The sequence below is a fragment of the Pseudomonas sp. BS3767 genome (assembly GCF_900099665.1).
Classification (GTDB): Bacteria; Pseudomonadota; Gammaproteobacteria; order Pseudomonadales; family Pseudomonadaceae; genus Aquipseudomonas; species Aquipseudomonas cerasi.
This window is the reverse complement of sequence record NZ_FNCX01000001.1, coordinates 234709-260059: the sequence shown is the minus strand read 5'-3', so window position 1 is coordinate 260059 and position 25351 is coordinate 234709. Positions and strand designations below refer to the sequence as shown.

The following is a 25351-nucleotide window of genomic DNA, read 5'->3' as shown; positions in this document are numbered from 1 at the left end:
CTAGGCGTTTTATATGCAAAGCACGTATGCTTCGAAACGCTCGAATGCATGGCGTTATCAACGGTTAGCGTGATTCTCCGGCCTGTCATGCTTCAGTGCAAACGTAAAACCTGCCGTTTTTCCATGAGCTTTATGAATGAACACCCGAAGACTGACGCCCTCCATGTCGCTGCTGCTTGCCTTCGAGGCGGCCGCCCGGCATGGCAGCTTCACCAAGGCCGCAGATGAACTGGCCCTGACCCAGAGCGCCGTCAGCCGGCAGGTGCAGGCGCTGGAGGCACAACTGGAAGTCGAGTTGTTCAAGCGCGATGGCAGACGCATCGAGCTGACCACCGCAGGCGCGCTGTATCAGCATGAGCTGGCTGCCGCACTGGGCCGCATCCGCAGTGCAACCCTGCAAACCATCGCGCACAAGGCCGAAGGCGGCACGCTGCATCTGGCCGTGCTGCCCACCTTCGGCTCGAAGTGGCTGCTGCCACGCATGAATGACTTTTACACCCGGCATCCGGGCTATGTGGTGCACATCCATTCACGCATCGTGCATGCCGACCTGACGCCCGCGGCCAGCGAAATGAACGCGATCATCTGTGCCGGCAACGGCAACTGGCCCGGTTACATCGCTCATCCGCTGGTCAGTGAAAAACTGGTGGTCATTGCCAGCCCGGCAGCCCTTGCCGGCTACCAGTCGATGACTCCGGCGCAGGTGGCCCAGCATGCGTTGCTGAGCGTTGTGTCGCGGCCCAATGCCTGGTCGGACTGGTTCGACAGTAATCGGCTGGACCACCACATCATGCGCCCCGGCCCGAGTTTCGAACTGACCTCGCACCTGATCCAGGCCGTCGCGGCCGGCATTGGTATCGCACTGGTGCCGCGCATTCTGGTGCAGGACGAAATCCACAGCGGCGAACTGGTCACCCTGTTCGAGCCTCTGGACAGCGGACGCAATTACTATCTGGCCTACGCCACGCGCTTTCAGAACCTGCCCTCGCTGTGTGTGTTCAGGGACTGGCTGCTGGCGACGCCGTTTCCCGACCCTTTGTAAAACCTGCCCGCAACAGGAGCCACTGTGCGTATCGAGCCCCTTCCGCCGCTGCAGAACCTGATCGCTTTCGAAGCTGCCGTCCGGCATGGCAGCTTCACGCGTGCCGCCATCGAACTGAACCTGACTCAGAGCGCGATCAGCCGTCAGGTCGCGCAACTGGAGGAATTTCTCGGCCGCGCGCTGTTTCGTCGCGAGCACAAGCGCATTCATCTGACGGTCGCCGGACAGATTTACGCCGAGCAGATCCAGCGCGTACTGACCCTGTGCGCCGAGGCCACCGCACAGGTGATCACTCACAGCGGTGATCAGCAACTGACCCTGGCCTGCTCCAGTGGCGTGGCGGCCTTGTGGCTGGGGCCTTTGCTGGGACGTTATCGCGATGCCTTTCCGGCCGTGGATATCCGACTGCGCGTGGTCGATGGGCTGGATTCGCTGATTCGCGCCGAATTCGATCTGGCGCTGTATTTTCTGCGTGAAGTCTCACCGGCAGGTCTCGACAGCCGTCTGCTGTTCGCCGAATCGGTCAACGCCTATTGCTCGCCCGACTATCTCGGCGGGCGCCTGCTGGAGCCCGCGCAACTGCTGGATCATTGCCTGCTGATGCTCGAAGACGGCCAGCGTCAATGGCTGTCCTGGGGTGACTGGTTCGGCCGCCAGGGTGTCGATGCCTCGCTGATCCGCAAGCGCATGACCGTGAACCTGTATCCGGTGCTGGTCGATCTGGCGGTCGCCGGGCATGGCATCGTGCTCGGCTGGCAGCCGATGATCGACCGCCACGTACAGTCCGGCGCGCTGGTGCCCGCGTGCCGCAAAAGCGTCGGCGCGGTAGGCGGCTATTATCTGCTGACACCCAACGACAAGACGCCTCGGCGTGCCGCGCGTGCCTTCGAGAAATGGCTGGCAGACGAAATAGCCACACTGGCTCCACCGCTCTGAATCCTGCATGCGTTTGGCGCATGCAAATCTGCGTAATAAGCGTTTTGTTAAAATCGGCCCAGCGCCTACTCTCGACTGAAACGGGCAAAAAGACCTGACTCGGCCGCACTCACACACACCCTGCCCCTCAATCAATGCAACCGATGCAGGGGGTTTCCCTGCGTGTATCGCATGCAGGAGCCTATCCAGTGAGCACACCACAATCCTCTGCTTCACGCACCCATGAACAAAAGGCACGCCGCGCGGTGGTCGCCACGGTCATCGGCAATGGCCTTGAATGGTTTGACTTCACGGTCTACAGCTTCTTCTCGGTGATCATCGCCAAGGTATTCTTCCCCACCGGCAGCGAACTGACTTCTTACCTGCTGGCGCTGGCGACCTTCGGGGTGGGCTTCTTCATGCGTCCGGTGGGTGGCATTGTGCTGGGCATCTACAGCGACAAGCGCGGGCGCAAGGCAGCATTGTCGCTGACCATCCTGCTGATGGCGCTGGGGACACTGATCATCGGGCTGACACCCGGCTTTGCGCAGATCGGCTATCTGGCACCCCTGCTGATTGTCCTGGCGCGTCTGCTGCAAGGCTTCTCTGCCGGTGGCGAGATGGGCAGCGCCACGGCGTTTCTCACCGAGCATGCGCCTGAGGGCAAAAAAGCCTTCTACTCCAGCTGGATTCAGGCCAGCATCGGCGTCGCGGTACTGCTGGGTTCCGCGCTGGGCGCGGTGCTGTCCAGTTACCTGACCCAGGCACAGCTCGAAAGCTGGGGCTGGCGGGTGCCGTTTCTGATCGGCACGCTGATCGGGCCGGTCGGCTTCTATATTCGCAGCCGGGTTGACGAGACACCTGCCTACAAGGCTGCAAAACCGGTCGAATCGCCGCTGCGCGAAGTGATCAAGACCTACCCGCGACAGACCCTGATCAGCTTTTCGCTGGTCGTGCTATGGACCGTCTGCACCTATGCCATCCTGTTTTACATCCCCTCCTACGCCCAGCGCGTGCTCGGCCTGCCGTCATGGATGGGCTTCAGCGCCGGCATGATGGGCGGCGCGGTACTGATCGTCGCCACACCGATTGTCGGCGCTCTGGCCGACCGCAGCGGGCATCGCCCGTGGCTGCTGGGCTCGGCCATTGCCATCTTCCTCAGCGCCTACCCGATGTTTCTGTTCATCAACCAGATGCCGGGGCTGTTTTCACTGTTGATCTTCGAGCTGGTGCTCGGCCTGCTGATTTCCGCTTACATCGGCTCGATCCTCGCAGCCTTCGGTGAATTGCTGCCAACCCACGTGCTGTCCACCGGGCTTTCGGTGGCCTACAACTTCGCCGTCACGATCTTCGGCGGGTTTGCCACCTTTACCATCACCTGGCTGATTGCCTCGACCGGCAGCAACCTGGCGCCGGCCTTTTACATCATGTTCGCCGCCATCGTCAGCGGTATTGGCGCACTGCTTTATCGCGACCGTGCGCCCGCGGCTCACCCCCCCTTGTCTGGAGCTTACCAATGAGTACCACTGAACCCACACGTCTGATCCTGCGCAACGGCCGCCTGCTGGACGTGCAACGCGGGCAATTGATTTCGGGCCAGGAGGTCGTGATCGAGGGTGAGCGCATTGTCGAAGTACGTGCCGAGGGTGAACCGGCCCCGGCTGGCGCTCAGGTCATCGATCTGGGTGGCAGAACACTGATGCCCGGCCTGATCGACTGCCATGTGCACGTGCTGGCTTCCAACGCCAATCTGGGCATGAACGCCCTGCAACCCAACGCAATCATCATGTACCGCGCCTTGCCGATTCTGGCGGCGATGCTCGACCGTGGTTTTACCACCGTGCGCGATGCCGGGGGCGCTGACTGGGCACTGGCCCGTTCGATTCAGATGGGGCTGATTCCCGGCCCGCGCATCTTCGCATCGGGCAAGGCACTGTCGCAGACCGGCGGCCATGGCGACATGCGCGCACGCGGCGAATTGCTGCTCAACGAGCCCTGCTCCTGTTGCTTCCGCGCCGGGGCCATCGCCCGCGTGGTGGATGGCGTCGACAACGTGCGCCTGGCGGTACGCGAGGAGCTGCAGCAAGGCGCCAACCAGATCAAGATCATGGCCTCGGGCGGAGTGTCCTCGCCAACCGACCCGATTGCCAACACCCAATACAGCGAAGCTGAAATCCGCGCCATCGTCGACGAGGCCGCCGCCGCGAACACCTACGTCATGGCGCATGCCTACACCGCCCGGGCGATTCGCCGTGCCATCGAGTGCGGTGTCAGAACCATCGAACATGGCAACCTGGTCGATGCCGACACCGCGCGGCTGATGGCCGAAAAAGGCGCATTTGCGGTGCCCACCCAGGTCACTTACGAAATGCTCGCTGAATACGGCGAACGCTTCGGGCTGCCGGCTGACTCGGTCGCCAAAATCGAGGATGTGCGTCAGGCCGGGCGCAATGCCCTGCTGCTGTTCGCTGAAGCGGGTGTACCGATGGGCTATGGCTCGGATTTGCTGGGGGAAATGCATGAGTACCAGACTCATGAATTGAAGATTCGCGCCGAACTGCTGGGTAATCTGGCAGCGCTGCGCAGTGCCACAAGCGTGGCAGCGCAGATCCTTCAGCGCGAAGGCGAACTGGGCTGTATCGCCGCCGGCGCGATCGCCGATCTGCTGGTGGTGGATGGCGACCCGCTGAGCGATATCAGTTGCCTGGTCGGTCAGGGCGAACGCCTGGCAATGATTGTCCAGGGCGGTCATGTGCGCAAGAACACCCTGGTCTGACGCCTGGTCAGTGCGCGTTGTGGTCCCAGATCCAGTTCCACACACCGGGCAAGCTGACAGGCTCGCCCGCCTCCTTGACCGTCCTGGCCAGTGCTGCGCGCTGCAACTGCGCACTGTCGTCGTAGAACGGCTTGTCGGCGAGCCTTACGCCAGTCTGCCCGGCACTGTCGACCAGAATCTGCAGGTACTCCCGCGCATGCCGCGCGGTGTAGCGGTTCAGGTCGTGGAAGGTCACCACCACCGGAATCACGCCATCCACCGCAGGCAGCTCTCCGGCGGCAATGCGTTCGCGCACCTGCGAGAGCTGGCTGACCATGTTGGAACGGCGGCGCAGGCTGAAGTTATAGCCCCAGATCTTGCCGTCATTGGCACTCAGGTCAGTGAGCAGTACCTGCAGATGGTGGCGCTGATAGGCGCTGAACGTGCGTTTGTCGTAGTTCCAGAACGGCGGACGCAGCAAGGTGGTCGGCACACCGGTGATAGAGGCGATGATCGCGCAGCCCTGGGTCAGGGATTGCTCCAGTTCCTCATCGCTCAGTGAACGGTGGTTGGTGTGGTGCGGCGTGGCGGTGTGAAAGCCCAGCAGGTGCCCTTCTTCATGCTGACGGCGCATGATCGCCCGGCCCTGATCACTGTTACCCGCACCGGTTGCGCCGGTCTGCACGAAGAACACCGCCTTGATGCCCGGCTGCAGCGGATTGTCCGCCAGGCTGTCGAGCACGGTGATGCTGGGGTTGTAGAACGTCGAGGCGCTCGGGCCATCGTCGAAGGTCAGCAGAAAGCGCACCGGTGGCTGTTGCTGCAGCTGCGCGGCGGTTTTCGCGGTCAGCGGGATCGGCGCGCTGATGCAGGCCGACAGGCTTGCAGCGATGGCCAGTACGCAAAAAGCCTTGAGCACGAACTTAATCACGATAGGGAATCCTGTGGCCGGTCTGCTGAAGCGCCCGCATGATCATCCACAGGCGCGGCAAACACAATCACTGCCGCCCGAAGTTTATCGGCACCGAAACAACTCATGCGATTGAAGTCGGCATGGCTTACCGGCATATGCTGGCAGTCAATGGCTTGCCGATGCAGGCTGTGATCAATATCGGGATCGTGCAGGTAGACGAAATCGCTGTCGCAATCGGTGACCATCACCCAGTGCGGTGCCTTGGAACGGGTCAGGCGGTAACTGCTGATCAGCACCAGCGGCTTGCCGCCGTCGGCCAGTAAGCGCGGCAGGTTCAATGAGCGGTTGGGCAGCGTCTCTACACCGCAGGTTCGCAGCTCATGACAGAACTGCTCATGAACCAGGCGAATCACCTGTTTCTTGTTGTCGCTGCGCACGCCGCCCAGAAACAGCGGGCCCGAGACCGACACCAGCAACTTCACGGCAAAGCCCCGTCGCCGGGCAGCCAGCGCCAGCCCCTGAGGACTGCAGCCGCCGTGGCCGGAGGTCATAAACACGGTGGTCGCCTCGCGCCAGATCTGCAGCTCTTCGGCACGCCCCATCGAACGCGCAGGTTGCAGGGCTTTCATGGCCATCAACAGGCAGGCCGGGCCGCAGGTGAACTCCAGAGTCTGCTGGTAGTAAGGCACTGAGCGACTGTCCAGCCGGGCGTGCTCAACGATACGTTTCTCGTAGCGCAAGGCCGGGGCATGGTCCTGGTAATAGTCGTCGACCTGAGCGAAACGCCGGTAACCATTGCGTTCGTACAGCCCAATAGCCGCGTGGTTATCAGGGCGCACCTCAAGGCGCAGGTAAGCGCAGTCGCGGCCCACGGCCTTCTGCTCGGCACGTTGCAACAACTGCTTGCCCAGCCCCTTGCCCCGCGCCGCATCGGCAATCGCCAGCGAATACAAACGCCCCAGCGAGGTGCCCCGATGAAACAGCACCAGCGCATAGCCGGTGAGCTGTCCGGCCTGCTCGGCGACGATCAGGCTGGCATTGGCGCGGCGAATCATCCAGTGAAAGCTGCGCTCGGTCAGACGGTCGCCGTCAAAACACTGGTTCTCCAGAAGCAGCAAATCATCGACATCGGTTTCAACTGCATCTCGAAATATAAAGTCCATCTCCACCGCCGTAAAAGTTGTGTAACGAAACGGGACATTTCAAAAAGCACATGCTTAATAGAAAGGACTTGTTTCCCATCGGATCGATTACACATGTCAGCGGCACAGGTGAAGATGAACGAAGTATCTGCGCAACTTGCGCTTTCAGCAACAACCCGACGAGCAGACCCCACAACACTCTTTGCAGCGCAGAGGCAACTGGTGATTATTGTCGAACGGCTCGAAGACTGGGCATCGTACTTCCCCAGCGAAGACTTGATCAGCGCCCAGGACTATCTGGAAAAACCGCTGAAAGCCACGGCAGGCAAGCGTGTGCAAGTCATCAACCTGTGCCGCAGCTACAAATACCTGGGCCATGGTTATTACTGTTCTCTGCTGGCCGAAGCGCGCCAGCACAATGTCATTCCCTCGGTAAAGACCATCAGCGAATTGACCCGAAAGTCACTCTACGGCCTGGCACTCGATGACCTGGACAAGTTGCTGGAGACCGCACTTGAGGACCATCCCTATGACGACACCGAAGGGTTTACCCTGACACTGTACTTCGGTCAGACCACACTTGAGCCGTTGAAGGATCTCGCCCGTCAATTGTTTGAAGTCTTCCCCTGTCCGATCCTGATGGTGGAGTTTCGCAAGCGCGACAATTGGCACATTGCCGGTATCAAGGCCGGAGCTCTGCCGCGTCTGCGCGAGGATCAGCAGGATGAGTTCGCCACGGCGCTGGAGGGCTTCAGCCGCAACGTCTGGCGCCAGCCCAGTTCGCGGCGAATGGCCCGCTACGACCTGGCGATTCTGCATGATCCGCAGGAACAGCTGCCGCCCTCCAACCCTGAGGCGCTGGCCAATTTCATCCGCGTCGGTCAGCGCCTGGGCATCGATGTCGAGCTGATCGAAAAGAAAGACTACGCCCGACTGGCCGAGTACGACGCGCTGCTGATTCGTGAAACCACCAGCGTTGACAACCACACCTATCGCTTTGCCAAGAAAGCCGAAAGCGAGGGGCTGGTGGTCATGGATGACTCAACCTCGATCCTGCGCTGCACCAACAAGGTGTACCTGACCGACCTGCTCAAAAGCCATGATCTGGGCATGCCGCGAACGGAAATCCTCTACAAGGACCGCCCGGAAGAACTGCAACACGTGGCCACACGCCTGGGTTTCCCGCTGGTATTGAAGATTCCCGATGGCTGTTTTTCCAGAGGCGTGATCAAGGTCAGCACACCCGAGGAAATGCACACGGCAACGACCCAGCTGTTCGAGCACTCGGTATTGCTGCTGGCTCAGGAGTTTTTCTACACCGAGTACGACTGGCGCATCGGTATTCTCAATCGCAAACCGATATTCGCCTGCCAGTACTTCATGTCCAAGGGGCATTGGCAGATCTACAACCACAAGGCGATCGGTGCCGAGGTGATTGGCGAATGCCGCACGCTGGCGGTGCACGAAGCGCCGCGCGCCGTGGTCGAACTGGCGCTCAAGACCGCCAATCTGATTGGTGACGGCTTGTATGGCGTGGACTTGAAACAGTCAGGCGATCACGTGGTGGTGATCGAGGTCAACGACAACCCGAACCTGGATGCCGGCATCGAAGACGCTTATCTGCAGGATGATCTTTACAGCCTGGTGCTGGAAGAGTTCGTCCGCCGTCTGGAGCTCAAGCGCCTCGGTCAGGCATGGTGAAACGATGATTCAGGGCCTGAAACTCGACAACAACCAGTTGCTGGCATGTGATCCGCAAAAGGCTCAGGTGCTGTGGTTCAGCAAACCGGATGCCGGGGAACGCAGATTATTGCTGGAGCGATTTCACCTTGATGAGCATGCCGTTGCCTCGGCACTCGACCCGGACGAAATTTCGCGCATCGAGTTTCACCCTGATGCGTTGTTCGTCATCTGGAAACGTCCCGAGAACTATTCGGGCAAGGACAGCTTCTCGTTCGACGTTTCGTCCTTTGGCGTGCTGTTGAGCCGGGATCAGCTGGTGCTGATCTGCGATGACGAGCAACCCTTGAGCGCGCTGGGGGCTCACCGCCCGTTGGACCAGCCGCTGGATATCCTTCTGGAGCTGCTGTTCAACAATATTCATCACTATCTGGGCCATTTGAAAGTCATCAAGATGGTCGCCCGGGAATTGCAGCAGAAATTCAACTCTTCCCTGGAAAACCGCCATTTACTGCAGATGTTCAACCTCAGCGAAAGTCTGGTGTATTACATCAATGCCATCCACAGCAACGGTGCGGTCCTGACGCGTCTGCGCAACCATGCGCAAGGCCGGCAATACGCAGCCGACAGCCTGGCGCTGATCGACGACATGATCATCGAGAACGATCAGTGCTACAAACAGGCCGAGATCTATTCCACGGTGTTCGCCGGGTTGATGGATGCGCGAGGCAATCTGGTCAATAACAGCACCAACACCCTGCTGCGCAAGCTGACCTTGATCAATGTGGTGTTTCTGCCCCTGAACCTGATTGCCGGGATCGGCGGCATGTCGGAATTCAGCATGATGACCGCCCCGCTGCACTGGTGGGTGGCTTACCCGGCACTGCTGCTGGCGATGCTCGGGATGGGGGCGGTGATGGTCTGGGGACTGCGCAGAATGGCGCGCGCAGCCTGAGCGGTTATTGCTCCCACTCGGCCTTGGCGATCTGCAGACCATGCAGGCCGTTGTAAGCTGCGCGCTCGGGGGACTGCCAGCCGTCCAGCAGCGACGCGTCGAGGTCATAGATCTCGACGCCCAGCGGTCGGCAGACGCTCAACGGGTCCTGCGCATCAGGCCCCCACATCGGCAATGACAGGTCGCCACCCGGACACGTCGACAATGCGCATAGCAGGTCGATTTCCGCGAAGAACTCCAGATAGTCGCCCTTCTGCGCCGGGCAGGCTTTCATGAAATACAGGTCGTCATGGTTCAGGCCGGTGCACTGGAAGATGTTCAGCACATCGTGCACATCGAACTCGGTCAGCCCGTGCGGCAGCACTGCGCGGGTCAGGTTGGAATGGCAGTGATGGTGAAAGTCTTCGCCGGTCAGCATCTTGTTGACGTAGGGATCGCAACGCGTGCCGAGCAGGTCATGCAGGCGGCCGCCGTGCTCGTCGGTTCCGTAACTGGCCAGACTGTCATCGGTGATGGTTACCATTGGCCGCAAAAACGGCAGATTCGACCACAACCGGTCGTGGGTACTGACATGCGCGCCCTGCAACTGACGCGTGCGCGCAGCCCACAGGCGCTCGCGGGGGTCGTTGGCGTTCCAGACATTGAAATCACCCACCTGCGGGCCCACCGGTGTGGTGACCCGAAACACCTGACCGGCCTTGACCTTCCAGGCCCGCCCGGTACGAATCGGTACTTCGAACTGTTCGACGAGGGTGCGTTGCTGCGCATTCGTGCGGATGCGCTCATAAAAGGCAGTGGCCACTTGCAGCGCCGCGCCTTTGCTGACCTGGTAAGCGGCTGGATAGTCTTTGTACATACAGGGCTTCTCGGTGGCAGGATGTACCGATTGCTACTGCAAATTACAGGCCCGATTACTGGAAGTCCCGACTGCGCACATCCAGTCCGGTCAACAGCGGCGTCAGGTCATACAGCCGCTGGGCGATCAGGTGCCGTACGCCGCTTTTTGATTCCAGGCGCCCGAACACCTGCAGCAGTTGCGAGCCCACCAGCACCTTGCGCTGACGTTCGGCCAGGTCGCGCCAGACCACGACGTTGACCATGCCGAATTCGTCTTCCAGCGTCACGAAGGTCACGCCACTGGCGGTGCCCGGTCGTTGACGGCCAATGACCAGCCCCGCCACGCTGAGGGTCCGGTCGTTTTCCAGGTGTAACAAGTCTTGTGAGCTGCGAAAGCGCTTGGCAGCCAGTTGCCGGCGCAGCAAGGCCAGCGGGTGTGGGCCCAGGGTGGTACCCAGCGTTGTGTAGTCGGCCACCAGGTCTTCGGCGACAGTCGGCAGTGGCAAGATCACTTGGGTTTCTTCGCTGGGCAGGTCGTCGAACAGCGGGCGCTGGGCCTCAACCCCGGCCACTTCCCAGCGCGCCCGGTGCCGATGGCCGATCAGGCCGCGCAAGGCACCGGAATCCGCCAGTGCTTCGGCGGCGCGCGAGTCCAATTCGGCGCGCAACGTCAGGTCCGTGGCATCGACAAACGGGCGTTTCGCGCGCGCGACTTCGATGCGCAAGGCATCTTCCTCACGAAAGCCACGGACCATGCGCAGCCCGAGGCGAATCGCCAGATTGCGTGTGCGGTCGGGATGATCGAGCGGCTCCAGCGAACAATCCCAGTCGCTGTAGCGCACATCCACCGGGCGGATTTCAATGTGGTGGCGACGTGCGTCTTGTAACAATTGATCCGGGCTGTAAAACCCCATCGGCCAACTGTTGATCAGCGCACAGGTGAACGCTGCCGGCTCGTGGCATTTGAGCCAGCAACTGGCGTAGGTCAGCAAGGCGAAACTGGCGGCGTGGGATTCGGGAAAACCATAACTGCCAAAACCCTTGATCTGTTCGAAAATCCGGTCGGCAAAGCCCGCTTCATAGCCGTTTTTCAGCATGCCCGTGCGCAGCCGTTCGCGATGTGGCTCGAGCCCGCCGTGACGTTTCCACGCAGCCATCGCGCGACGCAGCTCGTCCGCTTCGCCCGGGGTGTAGTCGGCAGCGATGATCGCCACTTCCATGACCTGCTCCTGGAACAGCGGCACGCCCAAGGTGCGCTCAAAGACGCTTTTTAGTTTAGGCGGATAGGTAATGGCTTCCTCTTTATTACGTCGACGCAGATATGGGTGAACCATGTCGCCCTGGATCGGCCCTGGCCGGACAATGGCGACTTCGATGACCAGGTCGTAGAATTTTTCCGGTCTGAGGCGCGGCAGCATGGCCATCTGCGCACGCGACTCGATCTGAAACACGCCGATGGTGTCGGCGCGGCTGATCATTTCGTAGGTTTTCCGGTCGTCGCCCGGCAGACTTGCCAGGGCCCAGCGTTTGCCCCGGTGCAGATGCACCAGATCGAACGTGCGGCGCAAGGCACTGAGCATGCCCAGCGCAAGAATGTCGACTTTCAGCAGGCCGACCAGATCCAGGTCGTCCTTGTCCCACTGGATGATGGTGCGGTCGGCCATCGCGGCGTTCTCCACCGGCACCAAGGTCTCCAGTGGGTGTTCGGAAATCACGAAGCCACCCGGGTGTTGCGACAGGTGCCGGGGAAAACCGATCAGTTCGCCGGTCAGCGCCAGCACGCGCTTGAGGATCGGCGTGTCGGCATCGAAGCCGTATTCGCGCAAGCGTTCAGGCGACGGCAATGAATCGCTCCAGCGGCTGAAGGCTTCGGCCAGGGCATTGATCTGGTCTGGCGGCAAGCCCAGCACCTTGGCCACGTCACGCATCGCGCCGGAGCCGTGATAAGTGCTAGCGACAGCAGTCAGCGCCGCCCGGCCCCGGCCATAGCGCCGAAAGATGTACTGAATGACTTCTTCGCGGCGGTCATGCTCGAAATCCACGTCGATGTCCGGTGGCTCGTTGCGCTCTCTGGAGATGAAGCGCTCGAACAGCAGATTGCTCTTTTCCGGATTCAGCTCGGTGATCCCCAGCGCATAACATACTGCCGAGTTGGCAGCCGAGCCGCGTCCCTGACAAAGGATGTGCTGGCTGCGGGCAAACTCGACGATGTCATGCACGGTCAGAAAGTAGCTGTCGAACTTCTTTTCCGCGATCAGCGCCAGTTCCTTCTCGACCTGCGCGCGGGTAGCTGGCGTCAGCCCCTTCGGCCAGCGTTTTCGGACACCGCGCTCGGTCAGTTCACGCAGCCACGACGTAGGTGTCTGGCCTTTGGGGACAAGCTCGTGCGGGTATTCATATTTCAATTGTTTGAGATCAAACGTGCAGCGCCGGGCAATACGCACCGATTCGGCCAGCAGCCAGTCCGGGTAATGCTCGGCAAGCGCATCCAGTGGCCGTAAATGGCGCTCGCCGTTGGCAAACAACAAGTGCCCTGCTTCGGCCACGGTCGTGTGATGGCGAATGGCAGTCATGGTGTCCTGCAGGGCACGCCGGCCGCGTGCGTGCATGTGCACATCACCACTGGCTACTGCCGGGATACCCAATGATTGAGCCAGCGCCAGCAAGTCGGCCAGACGCTGCTCGTCATCCGCGCCGCGATGTAACTCCACGCCGAGCCAGAGGCGCTCGGCAAAGCGCTCACGCAACCAGCGTCCATGCGCCAGACAGGCTTGAGCGTCACCGTCGAGGTCCGGCAGCCAGAGGGCCAGCAACCCGTCCGGCGCAGGCTCGAAATCTTCACGCAACAACCGGTATTCACCTTTTTTGGCTCTGCGGCGTGCCACCGTGATCAATTTGCACAGCGCCTCATAGCCTGTCTGGCTTTCCACCAGCAGCACGGCTTTCGGCCCGTTCTCGATGTGCATTTCGCTGCCGATGATCAATGGCAGGCCGGTGCTGATGGACGCCTGCCAGGCACGTACGATACCGGCCAGCGTGCACTCGTCAGTGATGGCCAGCGCCTGGTAGCCGTGGCGCAAGGCTCGTTCGAACAGCTCACGGGCGCTTGAGGCGCCGCGCTGAAAACTGAAGTTGGACAGGCAATGCAGCTCGGCGTATTCGCTTGTCATGCGAACCAGCCATGCAGCAGCAGTTCACCCTGCTCGCCCACGCTGCGATAGGCCCAGGCGCGCTGGCCGCTGGAGGTTTCGACCAGATAGTAGTCGCGACGTACATCGCCGCCGTCCCACCAGCCTGATTCGATTCGCTCGGGCCCCGCCACGATGCGCGTGGCATGAAGTGGCAGCGGCTGGGGTTCTCGCAGCAACCAGCCCGGGCGCGTACAACCCTTGCTCGGCAAGACCGGTTTGCTTGTGCTGTGCGGTTGCCAGGCGCATTCAGGGCGGTGATCGGCCTGAGCGCGTAAGCCATTGACCGACTCGTCGCCCAGACGCGCCCGCAGGCGCTCGCGCAGTTGCTCCCAGGGCAAGGTTTGCTGCACGCGCTCATCGAACAACTGACGGTGCGCCGGGACAAAATCCGGCAAGTCTCGCGCCAGCAGGCGCACGGCACGTACCGGCGACGCGACCAGCACCTGCTCCAGCCTGCCGCGGGCCAGTTCGAACAGCATCGAAGCATCGCGCTCGGCACTCAGCAGTCCGACGGGTACCACAGTCTCCGGACCTTCAACATGCTCCAGATGCAGGGAAAATCGCTGCACACCGCTGTCGCGTCCGGCGAGGAACAAGGCCAGATCGGCGATCAGCCGCTTGAGCGGAAACAACAGGGCCTGATGGGACTCGACATCGAAATTCAGCTCGATGCGTACATCGAAAAAATCCGGCGGCGTGTAGCATTCCAGCGCCACGGGGCGCTCGCCGAGCAAGGTGTCGAAGTGCTGCAGCACGCTGGCCGGAAACCGCCGTGCCAGCGTATCGCGGGGCAGCGCCAGCACCTGCCGCACGCTACGCAGCCCCATGCGCGTCAGGGCAGTAGCGGTTTCGCGGCTCAGGCCGATGCGTTCCAAAGGCATCTGTTCCAGACGGCGGCGCAATTCATGCGGACAGTCGATGCTCAGCCCGTCATGCATGTTGGCCAGCATTCGCGCGGCTATCGGGTTGGGCGCGACCACGATGCGATGGCGGAAACCCTGCGTGGTCAGCTCTTCACGCAAACGCGCCTCGAACACTGGCCAAGGGCCGAACAGCTTGAGGCTGGATTCGATTTCCATCAGCAGTACCCGCGGGTACTTGAGGCTGACATTGGAGCTGAAACCGTAGGCCCAGGCCGCGAGCAGTTGCTGCAAACGCTCGATATCGGCCGGGTCATGCTCGATCGTGGTGAAGTTCGGCACCAGCGCCTGTGCTGCGGTCAGCGACTGCCCGGCTTTCAGCCCCAACGCACGCGCAGCCGGATTGACGCTCTGCAACACGCGACGTTGAGCGCTGCCGCTGATCAGCGCCAGCGGCTCATCGGGGTTGCCGTGACGACGCATGACGCCGTCCAGCGCCAGTTGCGGCAGCAAGACACAGGCCCAGAGCATAAGAACCTCAAGCGTCGGTCGGGAACGGAATGGGGAAAGGCGGCGCAAGTCCGCCCCGGCATTTGAGCACTCGCAACTGTGCCGGGCGGGTATCTATAGCTATGCGCAGGGCTGCGGGTGAAGGGTTGGCGGCGGCCTGCTGCGGGCGACAGGCAAAAGCCAGGGTCTGCCCGGTTTCGGCAGCCACCTGCAAGCGTCGCAGCGCACGGTCATCGACCATGCCGGGCCAGCACACGACCGCGCCACAACTGCCGGAACGCAGGCATTGCTCGGCGGCCCACAAGGCATCACGGGGACTCGCCTCGATTACCACCAACTGGCGCAGATCGACACCGGCGGCCAGCCAGGCCTGTGGGTACGGAATATAAGGCGGTGCGACCAGCACAATGCGCTCAGCGATTGCGGAAAGCCGTGCCAGGCTTGGCCACAGCAGGCGCAGTTCGCCGCTGCCATTGGCCGGAATGAGGATTTCAGTCAGGGCCGCTGCAGGCCAGCCGCCGGTGGGCAATGCAGCATCCAGCAACATGTGGCCACTGGGCTGCGGGCTGACCGGTGGCGCGCTCTGCTGGCGCCCTTTCCAGACCCTGCGCTCATCCAGCAAGGCATCCAGGCTGACCACCGCGCCCATCATTCGCGGCGCACCAGCCCGCAGAACACACCTTCGATGGCGAAGTCCTGATCGGGCGTGACGATGATCGGCTCGTAGGCCGGGTTGCGCGGCAACAGGCGCACCTGCTCGGCGCGGCGTTGCAGGCGTTTGATGGTCACCTCGCCGTCCAGCCGGGCAACCACGATCTGCCCGTCACTGGCCTGCGGGTTACGGTGCACGCCCACCAGATCGCCATCGAGAATACCGTCCTCGATCATCGAGTCACCCTGCACACGCAGCAGGTAGTCCGGCACACGGGTAAAGGTGCTGCGGTCCAGGTGCAGCGTGCTGTGTATATCGAGGTCAGGCCCGATAGGTGCGCCCGCCGCCACGCGCCCCAGTACCGGAATTTCCAGCAATTCGGGGAGTGGCTCACTGTTCAGCAGGCGAATGCCCCGCGCCTGATGCGCTACGACTTCGATCAGCCCGGCCTCGGTGAGGGCCACAATGTGTTTGCGCGCCACACTGCGCGAAGCAAAACCGAAAGCCTCGGAAATTTCCGCCAGGCTCGGTGATTGCCCCTGCTGCGCGATGCGATCGCGGATGAAGGTAAGGATGGCGCTGCGTCGAGGAGATAATGTGCTCATGGAGTACATTTGTACTCCACTGGTGATTTTGTGACTAGTACGGTTTGTCGGATTGACGCCGCACGCTCTCGCGCTTGGTGAACGTTAATTATTCGGATTTTCGCAACGGTGAAATAAGAAACACCAGGTTTATTGCGCCAGCCAAAGCGTAGAGACTTGATGGCTCTTTCAACGATCAGGAGCACTCATTGTGATCACGCGCCAATTGGGTCAACTCGGTCCGCACGTATCCGCCGTCGGGCTGGGCTGCATGGGAATGTCGGACTTCTACACCACCGGCATCGATGAAAAGGAATCCATCGCCACCTTGCACCGCGCACTGGAGCTGGGTGTCACCTTTTTCGATACAGCGGACATGTACGGCCCGCACACCAATGAAGCCTTGCTTGGCCGGGCCCTCGAAGGCAAGCGTGAAGGTATTTACCTGGCCAGCAAGTTCGGCATCGTGCGTGGCGACGATCCGCATGCACGTGGCGTCAATGGCAGCCCGGCGTACATTCGCCAGTCCATCGACGCCAGTCTGAAGCGGCTGAACACCGATTACCTTGATCTCTATTATCAGCACCGCGTCGACCCAAAGGTGCCCATCGAGGACACCGTTGGCGCCATGGCCGAACTGGTCAAGGCTGGCAAGGTTCGCCATATAGGCATCTGTGAAGCCAGTGCAGCGACCATCGAAAAGGCCCACGCGGTACATCCGTTGGCGGCTGTGCAGAGCGAGTACTCACTCTGGTCACGCGATCCGGAACAGAATGGCGTGCTTGCCACCTGCCGTCGCCTGGGCATTGCTTTCGTGGCTTACAGTCCGCTCGGCCGGGGGTTTCTGACCGGTGAATTGCGCACTCCGGACGATTTCGCGGCCGATGACTATCGTCGCTTCACTCCACGGTTTCAGGGCGAAAACTTCAATCGCAATCTGCAATTGGTCGAGAAGGTCAAGGCACTGGCTACGGCCAGAGGCATCAGCGCGTCGCAACTGGCGCTGGCCTGGGTGCTTGCCCAGGGAGAGGACATCATTCCGATCCCGGGCACCAAACAGCGCAAGTACCTGGAAAGCAACGTGGCCGCAGCTTCATTGACGCTGAGTACCGATGACCTTGCCCAGCTGGAAGCGATTTTTCCGGCTCAGGGGTCGGCATCCGGCGAGCGCTATAGCGCGGAGTCGATGAAGTCCCTCAATGGCTAACGCTTGCGATTCGAGATCAGGTCGCCTCAGGGCAGGTCTCGGTGCCGTTGTTGAGGCCCTGTTTTTGATTCTTGTAATCGAGCGTGGCCTTGCCATCGACCCATTTCAGGGTGACGACAATCACTGAGTCGAAATCATCGTTCGTCCAGTCATCCAGCAGGTTAGTGCTCTTGCCGGACGCTTCTTCAGCAACCTTGTTGATCAGCTCCGGCAGGTAGCCATGCGACCAGGCGGTGTAGATAACTGCGTTGTGGTACTTGTCCCGCATCAGCTCATCGGCCAGGTCTGCGGTGTCGTTGGCACCAAAGTCGAGGTTGACGGGCAGACCCAGTTTGATTGCGCTGGGCCCTACCGTCATCAGCGGACGCACGTAGCTGTAGGACTGATCGCCCTCACCCTCTTCCACATGTCGGCTCGGATTGGCAGCGAAAATGAAGTCAGCCTTGCCGAATTCCTTGGGCAGGACTTCCGACAGTTCTATCGCCCTGTTAAGCCCCTGACAGTTCAGTTGCCCCAACCCCATGGCCGGTTTTTCGGCATGCCGAAGGAATACCAGTGTCTGGGTGCCATTCTTGGGCTCTGCATGCACGCCTTTGCCCATGGTGAACAGGGCCAGGGCCGAAGCCACCAGCAAGGAGGGGAAGAAGCACCACGCAAGACGGCGCTGAAGTCGGGTGATGGAAGGCATTTTCGGCATATTCATTATTTTCTGAGTCCGGTGCGCATTTGAAAGGGGACAGCCATCTGGCTAGTGCGAATACGCAGGCTTGTGCAGCTCGCCCTGGAAATTTCTGCGGATCAGTCAAACAGGGTCACGCGCGAATCCACGCGCGAATCTTAGTGCGCACATGTTTCGAAATTAAGAATGTGGACGATTAAGAGTGTCAAAAAACGATTCTGTTGCAATACCGGCAAAAAAATCGTCTGACAAGCAGAGAAAATGTCAAAAAATCGTCGAAAGATGGGTCATCAGACCGACTGTTTGCCTGGCAACAGCCATTCAACAGACCGCTGTCAGATCAACATCACGGACGTCGGAAAACCGCGTAAGGCCCCGGAATTCAAGCACCCTGGTGTTTGGCATAGAGCGTGCAATATTCCTGTTCTGAATTTCACGCCCTGCGAACTGCCTGTTTTGGAATATACCAGCCGGTCGCTGCGGCTCTAGTTTTCCTGACCTGGATGCCACTATGCCACAACCCTCCGTTTCCTTTCGGTTGCTGTCTCCCCGTGCGCTGATTCGCTGGATGGCCAGCACCTGCGTATTGGCGTTGAGCCTCAACGGCGCGGTGCAGGCCGCCGAGGCCGTACCTGCCGAAATCCGTCTGGACTATGCCTACTATTCGCCGGTCAGCCTGGCGCTCAAGCATTTTGGCTGGCTGGAGAAAGCCCTGCCGGAGGCGAAAGTCACCTGGGTGTTGAGCCAGGGCAGCAACCGCTCGCTGGAATACCTGAACAGTGGCAGCGTCGACTTTGCATCGTCGGCCAGCCTGTCTGCGGTGCTGGCCCGGGCCAATGGCAGCCCGATCAAATCGGTGTATGTCTACAGCCGGGCAGAATGGACGGCTCTGGTGGTGCGCAAGGATTCTCCCCTGCAATCGGTTGCCGAACTCAAAGGCAAGAAAATAGCCGCCACCAAAGGCACCGACCCTTATCTGTTCACCTTGCGCGCGCTGCAGAAGGCCGGGCTGAAAAAGGATGATGTCGAGTTGCTGCACCTGCAGCATCCCGATGGACGCATCGCACTCGAAAAAGGCAACGTAGATGCCTGGGCAGGGCTTGACCCGCACATGGCGGCCAGTGAAATACAGTCCGGCTCGCGCCTGCTTTACCGCAACAAGGACTTCAACAGCTATGGCGTACTGAGCGTCACGGAAACCTACGCCAAGGAGCATCCACAGGCGATCAGAACAGTATTGAGCGCTTATGAGCAGGCTCGGGAATGGGCAGTGAAAAACCCTGACGAGCTGGCCAGGCTGCTGGCGACCGAGTCGGGTTTGCCGCTGGAAGTCGCCAGGCTGCAATTGACCCGCACAGACCTGAGCAACCCGCAACTGAGCGCGAAAGACATGGAAGCGTCCAAGGCCGCGGCGCCGATTCTGGTTTCCGAGGATCTGGTGCGCAAAGGCGTCAATGTCGAGCAGGTCATCGATCAACTGATCACGCCTGAATTCTCCAAAGCCGTGATCGCCACTCCATGACCAGCCGGGACAAAGCGTTGTCTGCATCAGCGCAGGCAGCACCGGACAAGTCGCAACCAACGCTTTGGCAGCGCTACCGAACGCCACTCAAGGGCCTGGTGGTGCCGGCGGCGATCATCGTCCTGCTGGAAGTTATCGTCCGTATCGGCTGGCTGCCTGCCTACCAGATGCCAGCGCCCAGCGAGATCGTGCTGACCCTGCGCGATCTGGCGGACGGTGCGTTGTGGAAGCACATCAGTGCCAGTCTGTTGCGTGTGCTCAGCGGCTTTGTGATCGGCGCGAGCCTGGCCCTGGTGTTTGCTGCGTGGGTGGGGCTCAGTCGTGAAGCAGAGGCGTATCTGGAGCCGACGTTCGCCGGGCTTCGCTCCATTCCAAGCCTGGCTTGGGTGCCGCTTCTGCTGTTGTGGCTGGGCATTGGCGAAACATCGAAAATCGTGCTGATTGCCATCGGCGCGTTCTTTCCGGTCTACCTCAACGGCGTGGCCGCGATTCGAGGCATTGACCGAAAGCTGGTGGAAGTCGGCCAGATGTATGGCTTGAGCCGCTATCGCCTGACCCGGCGCATTCTTCTGCCCGCCGCCCTGCCCGGCCTGTTTACCGGTTTGCGCAGCGGCATGAGCCTGTCGTGGATGTTTCTGGTGGCCGCCGAGCTGATCGCGGCCACCAAAGGCCTGGGCTACCTGCTCAGTGACGGACGCGAAACCTCGCGCCCGGACATCGTGTTGGCGGCCATCATCGTTCTGGCCACACTGGGCAAACTCAGCGACGGTCTGCTGGCAAACCTTGAAAAACGCTTCCTGGCCTGGCGCGACACATTCAACGGGCAAAGCCGTGAGGGTTGATAGATGCCGGAATCACTGATGGACATACGCGTCGACCACAAGGCATTTGCGGGCAATACCGTACTGCACGGCATCGATCTGTCGCTGCAGTCGGGGGAAATCGTCAGCCTGCTGGGCCCCAGCGGCTGCGGCAAAAGCACGCTGCTGAGAATTGTCGCCGGACTGGAGCAGGATTTTCGTGGCTCGGTGCAGCGCATTCAGGGCGAAGTGGCGTTCGTGTTTCAAGAGCCGCGCCTGATGCCCTGGCTGACCGTCGCACAGAATATCGGTTTCAGTGATGATGACCGCTACGACCGCCGCTGGGTCGGTCAATTGATCGAAGAAGTGGGCCTTTCCGGTTTTGCCGACGCCTTGCCCAAAGCGCTGTCAGGTGGCATGGCGCAGCGTGTGGCGATCGCGCGCGGCCTGTATTCGCACCCGGCGGTGTTGCTGCTGGATGAACCGTTCAGCGCAGTCGATGCGTTTACCCGGATGAGGCTTCAGGACCTGCTCCTGCAACTGGCTGCGCGCCATGCCATCACCCTGTTGCTGGTGACCCATGATGTCGACGAGGCGTTGTACCTGAGTGACCGTGTGCTGGTGATGGGCAGCCGTCCCGGCACAATCACCCACGATTTGCCGGTCGGGCTGCAGACGCCGAGGGATCGTCGCGATCCGCTGCTGGCGCGATTGAAGGCTCAGGCGCTGACCGAGCTGCAGCAGGCCCATGTCATCTGAACAGCGTTACCTGCCGGCCCTGAATGTGTCCCAGAGCTTCTCGCGCAACGTATTGATAGTGTCCGAGACCTGAGACATCACGAACAGGCGGCTCAACATGTCGGCGTCCGGGTACACCGTGGTATCGGTCCACAGGCCGGGACCGATCAGCGCGTCGGCCTTTTCATTGCCATTGGCGTAATGCACCGTATTGGTGATGTTGGCGATCACTTCGGGGCGCAACAGGTAATTCAGAAACGCGTAGGCGCCCTTGGTATCGGTGGCGTCAGCCGGTATGGCGACCATGTCGAACCACATGGGTGCGCCCTCCTTCGGAACGACATAATCGATGGTAAAGCCATTGCCTTCTTTCTGCGCCTGCTCCTGAGCCTGGGAAATATCCCCGGAATAGCCCACTGCGACACAAATACTGCCCTTCGCGAGGTCGGCGATGTAATCGGCAGAGCTGAAATTGCGTATGTACGGCCGTACGCTGTCCAGTACCGCCTTTGCCTGACGGTAGTCGTCAGGCACTTCACTGTGCGGCGGCAAGCCAAGGTAATTCAGGGTGATCGGCAGAAGAGCCGGTGCGCTGTCGAGAAATACGACACCGCATTGGGCGAGTTTTTTCATGTTTTCCGGCTTGAGCACCAGATCCCATGAATCGAGCGGTACATCCTTGCCGAGGATGGCCTTGACCTTGGCTACGTCATAGCCGATGCCGGTACTGCCCCACAGATAGGGGAAACCATGCTGATTACCGGGGTCACTGCCCTCCAGCGCCTTGAGCAGGACCGGGTTGAGGTTTTTCCAGTTGGGCAATTGACGCTTGTCGAGGGTTTTGAGCAGCCCACTCTGGATTTGTCTTCCCATGAAATGAATGGACGGAAAAACCACATCGTAGCCTGAGTGGCCGGCCAGCAGTTTTGCGTTCAGCGCCTCATTGGTTTCAAAGGTTTGGTAAGTGGTCTTGAAGCCGGTGGCGGCTTCGAAATTCTTCAGGGTGTCCGGCGCTATATAGTCCGTCCAGTTGTAGATATTGACCGTCTCCGCCGCGTGACTGGTGGAGGCCAGCAACACCAGTGCGGCAAGGGATTTTCTCAGCATGTGCAGTTCCTCGGGTCAATAGCGACAGCTTGCCCCAGACCCGGCACGAAAACCATCCTCGTCACGGCAAATTCAGTCCGTTGAAGGACTTGCGGCAGCGGCTCGGCAGATGCATGGAGCGTGCCCATTAATACCTTCGAATGACACCGGTCATATAATTGATTTTTTTATGCTGCGTCATAAAAAATTTTTCCAGAACGGCACTGGCAAATGCTATTTTCAGTATTCGTCAGACCGCTCAGCGATCCTGCTGGAAAGCAACTTGACCGACCGATGATGCGTACTGCTGGTCATCGTCTCGTCATCATGGCTTTACCGGACGCATTCTGGCTGTCTGCCTACCCATTGGAGCAAGGGAAGTGCTCGATTGATTCAGGTGGGCCATCGTCATGACTAAAGTCACATTCCCCAATGCATGCCAACTGATGCGCTGGCACTTCCATCCCGTGGGCTTTGAAGCCTCGATGGATGCGCCAGGGAGCATGATTGCGCGACTTTTCGACCGTGCCAGCGGTGAGACCGTGGTCGCCATTGCCGGCCTGCCCTGTTCTACCGTGATGAATGCCGCAGACGTGGAGCGCATCATCGAAGCGATCGAGGACGAGCTGGAGTTATTCGGCACTCAGACGCAACGACAGATCGCCGGTTTCATCTGACATGAACGCCTCAGCCAGCACGAACCCTGTTACGCAGGTCTTCGAAGAAAGGCTTGTCGCGGGCAATCCTGTCTGACGCTTTGGGCATCTGAACTGCTTCTCCCGAACTGGCGCTTTCATCGATATACCAATAACAGTGCCGCGCCGAGCGAGTAATGGCGACATAGGCCAGACGCAAGACTTCATCCTTCTGCGCTGTATCGAATGGCTGAAGATCACTCGCATCACCCAGCCCTGCCAACCGGTAAACCTGATTCTTGTATGGCGAGACGGTCAGATGCTGACAATCGCCCAGCAGAAATACGGCATCCGCCTGCAAGCCCTTGGAACTGTGGTAGGTCAGCGTTCGGATGCGGCGATTCTGCGCGCCATTTGCCGAATCAGCGTCGATCAATACTTGCAGGCGCGTCGGGAAACGTGCCTTCTCGCTGCCCTTGCGGTACAGCAGCAGGATCGAGTCGCCATCGTGATAGTGCTCGGCGACCCGCTCGGCAAGCTCGTCCTCATCGCGATCCAGTACCTTGACCGGCAGCAGCTCCTGGAGCGTGCCACTGGCGCGGGCCTTCTTGCCAGGGATAGCCGGGGCCGCACGGACGATGTGCTCGGCGGCGTCGATGATGTGCTGATGACTGCGAAAATTGTCGCTGAGCATGACCTTGGTGGTCGCCGGGGAGGAAAACTCCTTTGCGAACTCCATGAAGTATTTCGGTGAACTGCCGCGCCAGCCGTAGATCGACTGCCAATCGTCACCGACACATAACAACGATGAGTGCTGAGCGATGCGGCCGGTGTGCAATGCCGGACCACGACGCCTGATTTCGCGCAAGCTGGCGCGTAGCCATGAAACGATCTGCGGCGAGACGTCCTGGAACTCGTCGATCATCAAATGCGCCAAGGGTCTGAGCATCGGGTCACTGACGTGCTTGAGGTTCTCGGGAGACGTTTCGCCGAACAAGGCAAACATGCGGTTGTAGGTCATGATCGGCGGCGATTGAGCCAGCAGGTGCGTTTCGAAGGCTTTCCAGAACAGGCTGAGCGCTTCGAAGAAGAAACGGTCCGGGTCATCGCTGGCAAAACTCATCTCGGATACAGCGCTCGGCACATCCAGCCCGAGGTTCTCGATGAAACTGGCAGCCGTGACAAAACAGTCCAGCAAGGGTGCCGCACCGAGCTCGCCCTTGACCCGGTAATCGAATCCAGGCCCAGCGACGGCATCGCCTGCCAGGGATTGCAAAACCTGATTGGCAGACTGGTAATTATCCATCCATATCAAAGGCTTATTGCAGAAAGCTTGAAACAGGGTGCGCTTTATGATGCCCTCTGCCCACACCGGTAGCTTGGCGCCAGGGCGCTTGAGTTGCTGGTCCTCACTGGCGTCCAGACCCAGCACAACCCAAGCATCCAGCTCAGCGATATAGCCGTGAAACGAAAATGAAAAACCATTTATTTCAACAGCTTGGCGCATGGGCTCAATGCCCTTTATAGGCCAGGCCCCGGCGCGGATCCACAAGTCTTCAACGGTGTCACACCACTCTTCATCGCGTTTCGAGGACAATTCGGTCACGGCGACCCGTTTCTGCACATCAGGGTGATCGCGGTCCAGTTCCTTGAGCTGCAGGGCATGGCGATACAGCGGCGCCATGACTTCGCGAAAACGCTCATTGCCAGCGTACAGATCGCGATAGCAGAGATTGAGTTGCTGGCGCTGCGCATCGTTGATCCGCAAGTCGAAGGGGTTGCTATCCGCCTCTTCCAGACCGGAAGACTGGCTGCTCAGGTTCTCGAACGCGCGCAGCTGCTCAAACCCCGGCAGACTGCGCACCAGCGGCAGAATGCGTGAATGGAAGGTGCGCACTACCTCGCGCGCCTGCTTTTGCTCCAGCGCATGCCCCCAGAGGGCCATGACGTCGATCAGTTTGCTGATGAAGTCCTTGCGCGACTCGCGGGTGAAGGTCACCACCGTCATGGCGTTCAGTTCGAAGCCCAGGTAGTGATGCAGCAGCAGAATCCGCAGTACCAGCGACGTGGACTTGCCCGCGCCCGCCCCGGCAATCACGTAGGTAGACGGCGTGTCGCTGAAAATCATCTTCCACTGTGCCGTGCTGGGCTGGGCATGTGCGGGGAGCTTTTCGGCGACATCGGCCTTGATGCGCTTTTTCAGTTCAGGTGTGAGTGCCAGTCGCCAGTCATCGAACAGATGATCATCGACCTTGGGGCCACGATGCCGTGCTGGCCGGGTATCGCTGATGACCAGCACCTGACGGCCCGACTCTTGGCCATCCAGATAACCCTCTTCATAGCCTTCACGCACGCCTTCGATGTGGCCGTTCAGATAACCGTCGGCATGCCCCTGCGACCATGAGGGCGCGTGCTGCGAGCGCAGTCCGGTAAGACCACGCCCCATCAGCCGCGCCAACAGGCGTCGAAAAAACGGCAATTGCCGGGGCGGTACAAGGTCGACATCCAGGTCATGAGGAAGCGCAGAAGGCAGGTCGTCAGGCACGCAGACTCCGGTGGTGGGCTCGCAGGCGAAAAGGTCGCCTATGGTGGCCGGATTTTCGCGCGGGTTCCAGCGAAATGCTTGTCTGTCAGTGTGTTAGCCGATC

Annotated in this window: 21 protein-coding genes; 11 read left to right on the top strand and 10 right to left on the bottom strand. The window is 60.3% G+C overall.

Annotated elements, in window-relative coordinates:
- The first annotated feature begins 136 nt into the window (after nt 1–136).
- The 4 genes from BLR16_RS01120 to BLR16_RS01105 all read left to right on the top strand — a co-directional run bounded on the left by BLR16_RS01120 (nt 137) and on the right by BLR16_RS01105 (nt 4733).
- A complete protein-coding gene (locus BLR16_RS01120) occupies nt 137–1042 on the top strand; it encodes a LysR substrate-binding domain-containing protein (protein ID WP_003369550.1) in 906 nt (301 codons plus the stop codon).
- 24 nt (nt 1043–1066) lie between these two features.
- Nucleotides 1067–1978: a LysR substrate-binding domain-containing protein gene (locus BLR16_RS01115; RefSeq protein WP_058396953.1), complete on the top strand. Its 912-nt coding sequence runs from the start codon at nt 1067–1069 to the stop codon at nt 1976–1978.
- A gap of 188 nt (nt 1979–2166) precedes the next feature.
- The gene (locus tag BLR16_RS01110; RefSeq protein WP_074807638.1) at nt 2167–3477 is read left to right on the top strand and encodes an MFS transporter; all 1311 of its coding nucleotides are present in this window, start codon (nt 2167–2169) and stop codon (nt 3475–3477) included.
- A complete protein-coding gene (locus BLR16_RS01105; RefSeq protein WP_074807634.1) occupies nt 3474–4733 on the top strand; it encodes a metal-dependent hydrolase family protein in 1260 nt (419 codons plus the stop codon). Before BLR16_RS01110 ends, BLR16_RS01105 begins: the two co-directional genes overlap by 4 nt.
- A gap of 7 nt (nt 4734–4740) precedes the next feature.
- Here the strand turns inward: BLR16_RS01105 and BLR16_RS01100 are convergent, their stop codons facing one another.
- Nucleotides 4741–5643: a polysaccharide deacetylase family protein gene (locus BLR16_RS01100; RefSeq protein WP_003434061.1), complete on the bottom strand. Its 903-nt coding sequence runs from the start codon at nt 5641–5643 to the stop codon at nt 4741–4743.
- Nucleotides 5640–6788: a GNAT family N-acetyltransferase/peptidase C39 family protein gene (locus BLR16_RS01095; protein ID WP_074807631.1), complete on the bottom strand. Its 1149-nt coding sequence runs from the start codon at nt 6786–6788 to the stop codon at nt 5640–5642. The genes BLR16_RS01100 and BLR16_RS01095 overlap by 4 nt, the downstream gene beginning before the upstream one ends.
- Nucleotides 6789–6881: 93 nt before the next feature.
- On the opposite strand from BLR16_RS01095, the gene BLR16_RS01090 reads away from it, so the two are divergent.
- Together BLR16_RS01090 and BLR16_RS01085 are read left to right on the top strand one after the other, a co-directional pair.
- The gene (locus tag BLR16_RS01090) at nt 6882–8468 is read left to right on the top strand and encodes a RimK family alpha-L-glutamate ligase (protein ID WP_003369538.1); all 1587 of its coding nucleotides are present in this window, start codon (nt 6882–6884) and stop codon (nt 8466–8468) included.
- A 4-nt stretch (nt 8469–8472) separates the two neighbouring features.
- Nucleotides 8473–9402 (top strand): magnesium transporter CorA family protein, encoded by a 930-nt coding sequence (locus BLR16_RS01085; RefSeq protein WP_003369536.1) that lies wholly within the window; start codon nt 8473–8475, stop codon nt 9400–9402.
- A gap of 4 nt (nt 9403–9406) precedes the next feature.
- On the opposite strand, the gene BLR16_RS01080 is transcribed toward BLR16_RS01085, so the two are convergent.
- From BLR16_RS01080 to lexA, 5 genes are read right to left on the bottom strand one after another with little or no spacing between them, the layout of a single operon-like run.
- Entirely contained in the window at nt 9407–10258 is an 852-nt protein-coding gene (locus BLR16_RS01080) for an urea carboxylase-associated family protein (RefSeq protein WP_074807628.1), read from the bottom strand.
- A gap of 55 nt (nt 10259–10313) precedes the next feature.
- Nucleotides 10314–13409, bottom strand: a complete 3096-nt coding sequence (locus BLR16_RS01075; protein ID WP_074807624.1) for an error-prone DNA polymerase — start codon at nt 13407–13409, stop codon at nt 10314–10316.
- Nucleotides 13406–14821 carry a Y-family DNA polymerase gene (locus BLR16_RS01070; RefSeq protein ID WP_058417139.1) on the bottom strand — a complete coding sequence of 472 codons (1416 nt, stop codon included), beginning with the start codon at nt 14819–14821 and terminating at the stop codon, nt 13406–13408. The genes BLR16_RS01075 and BLR16_RS01070 overlap by 4 nt, the downstream gene beginning before the upstream one ends.
- A 7-nt stretch (nt 14822–14828) precedes the next feature.
- Complete coding sequence (gene imuA / locus BLR16_RS01065; protein ID WP_003434071.1) at nt 14829–15449, bottom strand: translesion DNA synthesis-associated protein ImuA; 621 nt, start codon at nt 15447–15449, stop codon at nt 14829–14831.
- A complete protein-coding gene (gene lexA / locus BLR16_RS01060; RefSeq protein ID WP_032609584.1) occupies nt 15449–16066 on the bottom strand; it encodes a transcriptional repressor LexA in 618 nt (205 codons plus the stop codon). The genes imuA and lexA overlap by 1 nt, the downstream gene beginning before the upstream one ends.
- Before the next feature lie 181 nt (nt 16067–16247).
- Between lexA and BLR16_RS01055 the strand changes: the two genes are divergently transcribed.
- Nucleotides 16248–17243 (top strand): aldo/keto reductase, encoded by a 996-nt coding sequence (locus BLR16_RS01055; protein WP_003369523.1) that lies wholly within the window; start codon nt 16248–16250, stop codon nt 17241–17243.
- 16 nt (nt 17244–17259) lie between these two features.
- Here BLR16_RS01055 and BLR16_RS01050 read toward each other — a convergent pair whose 3' ends face one another.
- Nucleotides 17260–17946, bottom strand: coding sequence for a hypothetical protein (locus tag BLR16_RS01050; RefSeq protein ID WP_074807621.1), 687 nt, complete (start codon nt 17944–17946; stop codon nt 17260–17262).
- A 487-nt stretch (nt 17947–18433) separates the two neighbouring features.
- Between BLR16_RS01050 and BLR16_RS01040 the strand changes: the two genes are divergently transcribed.
- Genes BLR16_RS01040 through BLR16_RS01030 form a run of 3 tightly spaced genes read left to right on the top strand, consistent with a single transcriptional unit; the run spans nt 18434 to nt 21003 of the window.
- Nucleotides 18434–19444 (top strand): aliphatic sulfonate ABC transporter substrate-binding protein, encoded by a 1011-nt coding sequence (locus tag BLR16_RS01040; protein WP_058417138.1) that lies wholly within the window; start codon nt 18434–18436, stop codon nt 19442–19444.
- The gene (locus tag BLR16_RS01035; RefSeq protein WP_003369517.1) at nt 19441–20286 is read left to right on the top strand and encodes an ABC transporter permease; all 846 of its coding nucleotides are present in this window, start codon (nt 19441–19443) and stop codon (nt 20284–20286) included. The genes BLR16_RS01040 and BLR16_RS01035 overlap by 4 nt, the downstream gene beginning before the upstream one ends.
- Before the next feature lie 3 nt (nt 20287–20289).
- Nucleotides 20290–21003, top strand: coding sequence for an ABC transporter ATP-binding protein (locus BLR16_RS01030; RefSeq protein WP_060707727.1), 714 nt, complete (start codon nt 20290–20292; stop codon nt 21001–21003).
- Nucleotides 21004–21009: 6 nt separating this feature from the next.
- Here the strand turns inward: BLR16_RS01030 and BLR16_RS01025 are convergent, their stop codons facing one another.
- Nucleotides 21010–22089 carry a polyamine ABC transporter substrate-binding protein gene (locus tag BLR16_RS01025; protein ID WP_003434083.1) on the bottom strand — a complete coding sequence of 360 codons (1080 nt, stop codon included), beginning with the start codon at nt 22087–22089 and terminating at the stop codon, nt 21010–21012.
- Nucleotides 22090–22478: 389 nt separating this feature from the next.
- Here BLR16_RS01025 and BLR16_RS01020 point away from each other — a divergent pair, with 389 nt between their 5' ends.
- Entirely contained in the window at nt 22479–22745 is a 267-nt protein-coding gene (locus BLR16_RS01020; protein WP_003420677.1) for a DUF1652 domain-containing protein, read from the top strand.
- Nucleotides 22746–22755: 10 nt separating this feature from the next.
- On the opposite strand, the gene BLR16_RS01015 is transcribed toward BLR16_RS01020, so the two are convergent.
- Nucleotides 22756–25248 (bottom strand): UvrD-helicase domain-containing protein, encoded by a 2493-nt coding sequence (locus BLR16_RS01015; protein ID WP_161437844.1) that lies wholly within the window; start codon nt 25246–25248, stop codon nt 22756–22758.
- Nucleotides 25249–25351: the final 103 nt, after the last annotated feature.

What these genes read in the sequence shown, in the direction of transcription:
- BLR16_RS01075 (WP_074807624.1), bottom strand. Translation starts at nt 13,409, where the DNA reads ATGACAAGCGAATACGCCGAGCTGCATTGCCTGTCCAACTTCAGTTTT.
- BLR16_RS01085 (WP_003369536.1), top strand. Translation starts at nt 8,473, where the DNA reads ATGATTCAGGGCCTGAAACTCGACAACAACCAGTTGCTGGCATGTGAT.
- BLR16_RS01080 (WP_074807628.1), bottom strand. Translation starts at nt 10,258, where the DNA reads ATGTACAAAGACTATCCAGCCGCTTACCAGGTCAGCAAAGGCGCGGCG.
- BLR16_RS01120 (WP_003369550.1), top strand. Translation starts at nt 137, where the DNA reads ATGAACACCCGAAGACTGACGCCCTCCATGTCGCTGCTGCTTGCCTTC.
- lexA (WP_032609584.1), bottom strand. Translation starts at nt 16,066, where the DNA reads ATGTACTCCATGAGCACATTATCTCCTCGACGCAGCGCCATCCTTACC.
- BLR16_RS01040 (WP_058417138.1), top strand. Translation starts at nt 18,434, where the DNA reads ATGCCACAACCCTCCGTTTCCTTTCGGTTGCTGTCTCCCCGTGCGCTG.
- BLR16_RS01050 (WP_074807621.1), bottom strand. Translation starts at nt 17,946, where the DNA reads ATGAATATGCCGAAAATGCCTTCCATCACCCGACTTCAGCGCCGTCTT.
- BLR16_RS01035 (WP_003369517.1), top strand. Translation starts at nt 19,441, where the DNA reads ATGACCAGCCGGGACAAAGCGTTGTCTGCATCAGCGCAGGCAGCACCG.
- BLR16_RS01095 (WP_074807631.1), bottom strand. Translation starts at nt 6,788, where the DNA reads ATGGACTTTATATTTCGAGATGCAGTTGAAACCGATGTCGATGATTTG.
- BLR16_RS01105 (WP_074807634.1), top strand. Translation starts at nt 3,474, where the DNA reads ATGAGTACCACTGAACCCACACGTCTGATCCTGCGCAACGGCCGCCTG.
- BLR16_RS01020 (WP_003420677.1), top strand. Translation starts at nt 22,479, where the DNA reads ATGACTAAAGTCACATTCCCCAATGCATGCCAACTGATGCGCTGGCAC.
- BLR16_RS01025 (WP_003434083.1), bottom strand. Translation starts at nt 22,089, where the DNA reads ATGCTGAGAAAATCCCTTGCCGCACTGGTGTTGCTGGCCTCCACCAGT.
- BLR16_RS01070 (WP_058417139.1), bottom strand. Translation starts at nt 14,821, where the DNA reads ATGCTCTGGGCCTGTGTCTTGCTGCCGCAACTGGCGCTGGACGGCGTC.
- BLR16_RS01030 (WP_060707727.1), top strand. Translation starts at nt 20,290, where the DNA reads ATGCCGGAATCACTGATGGACATACGCGTCGACCACAAGGCATTTGCG.
- BLR16_RS01090 (WP_003369538.1), top strand. Translation starts at nt 6,882, where the DNA reads ATGTCAGCGGCACAGGTGAAGATGAACGAAGTATCTGCGCAACTTGCG.
- imuA (WP_003434071.1), bottom strand. Translation starts at nt 15,449, where the DNA reads ATGGGCGCGGTGGTCAGCCTGGATGCCTTGCTGGATGAGCGCAGGGTC.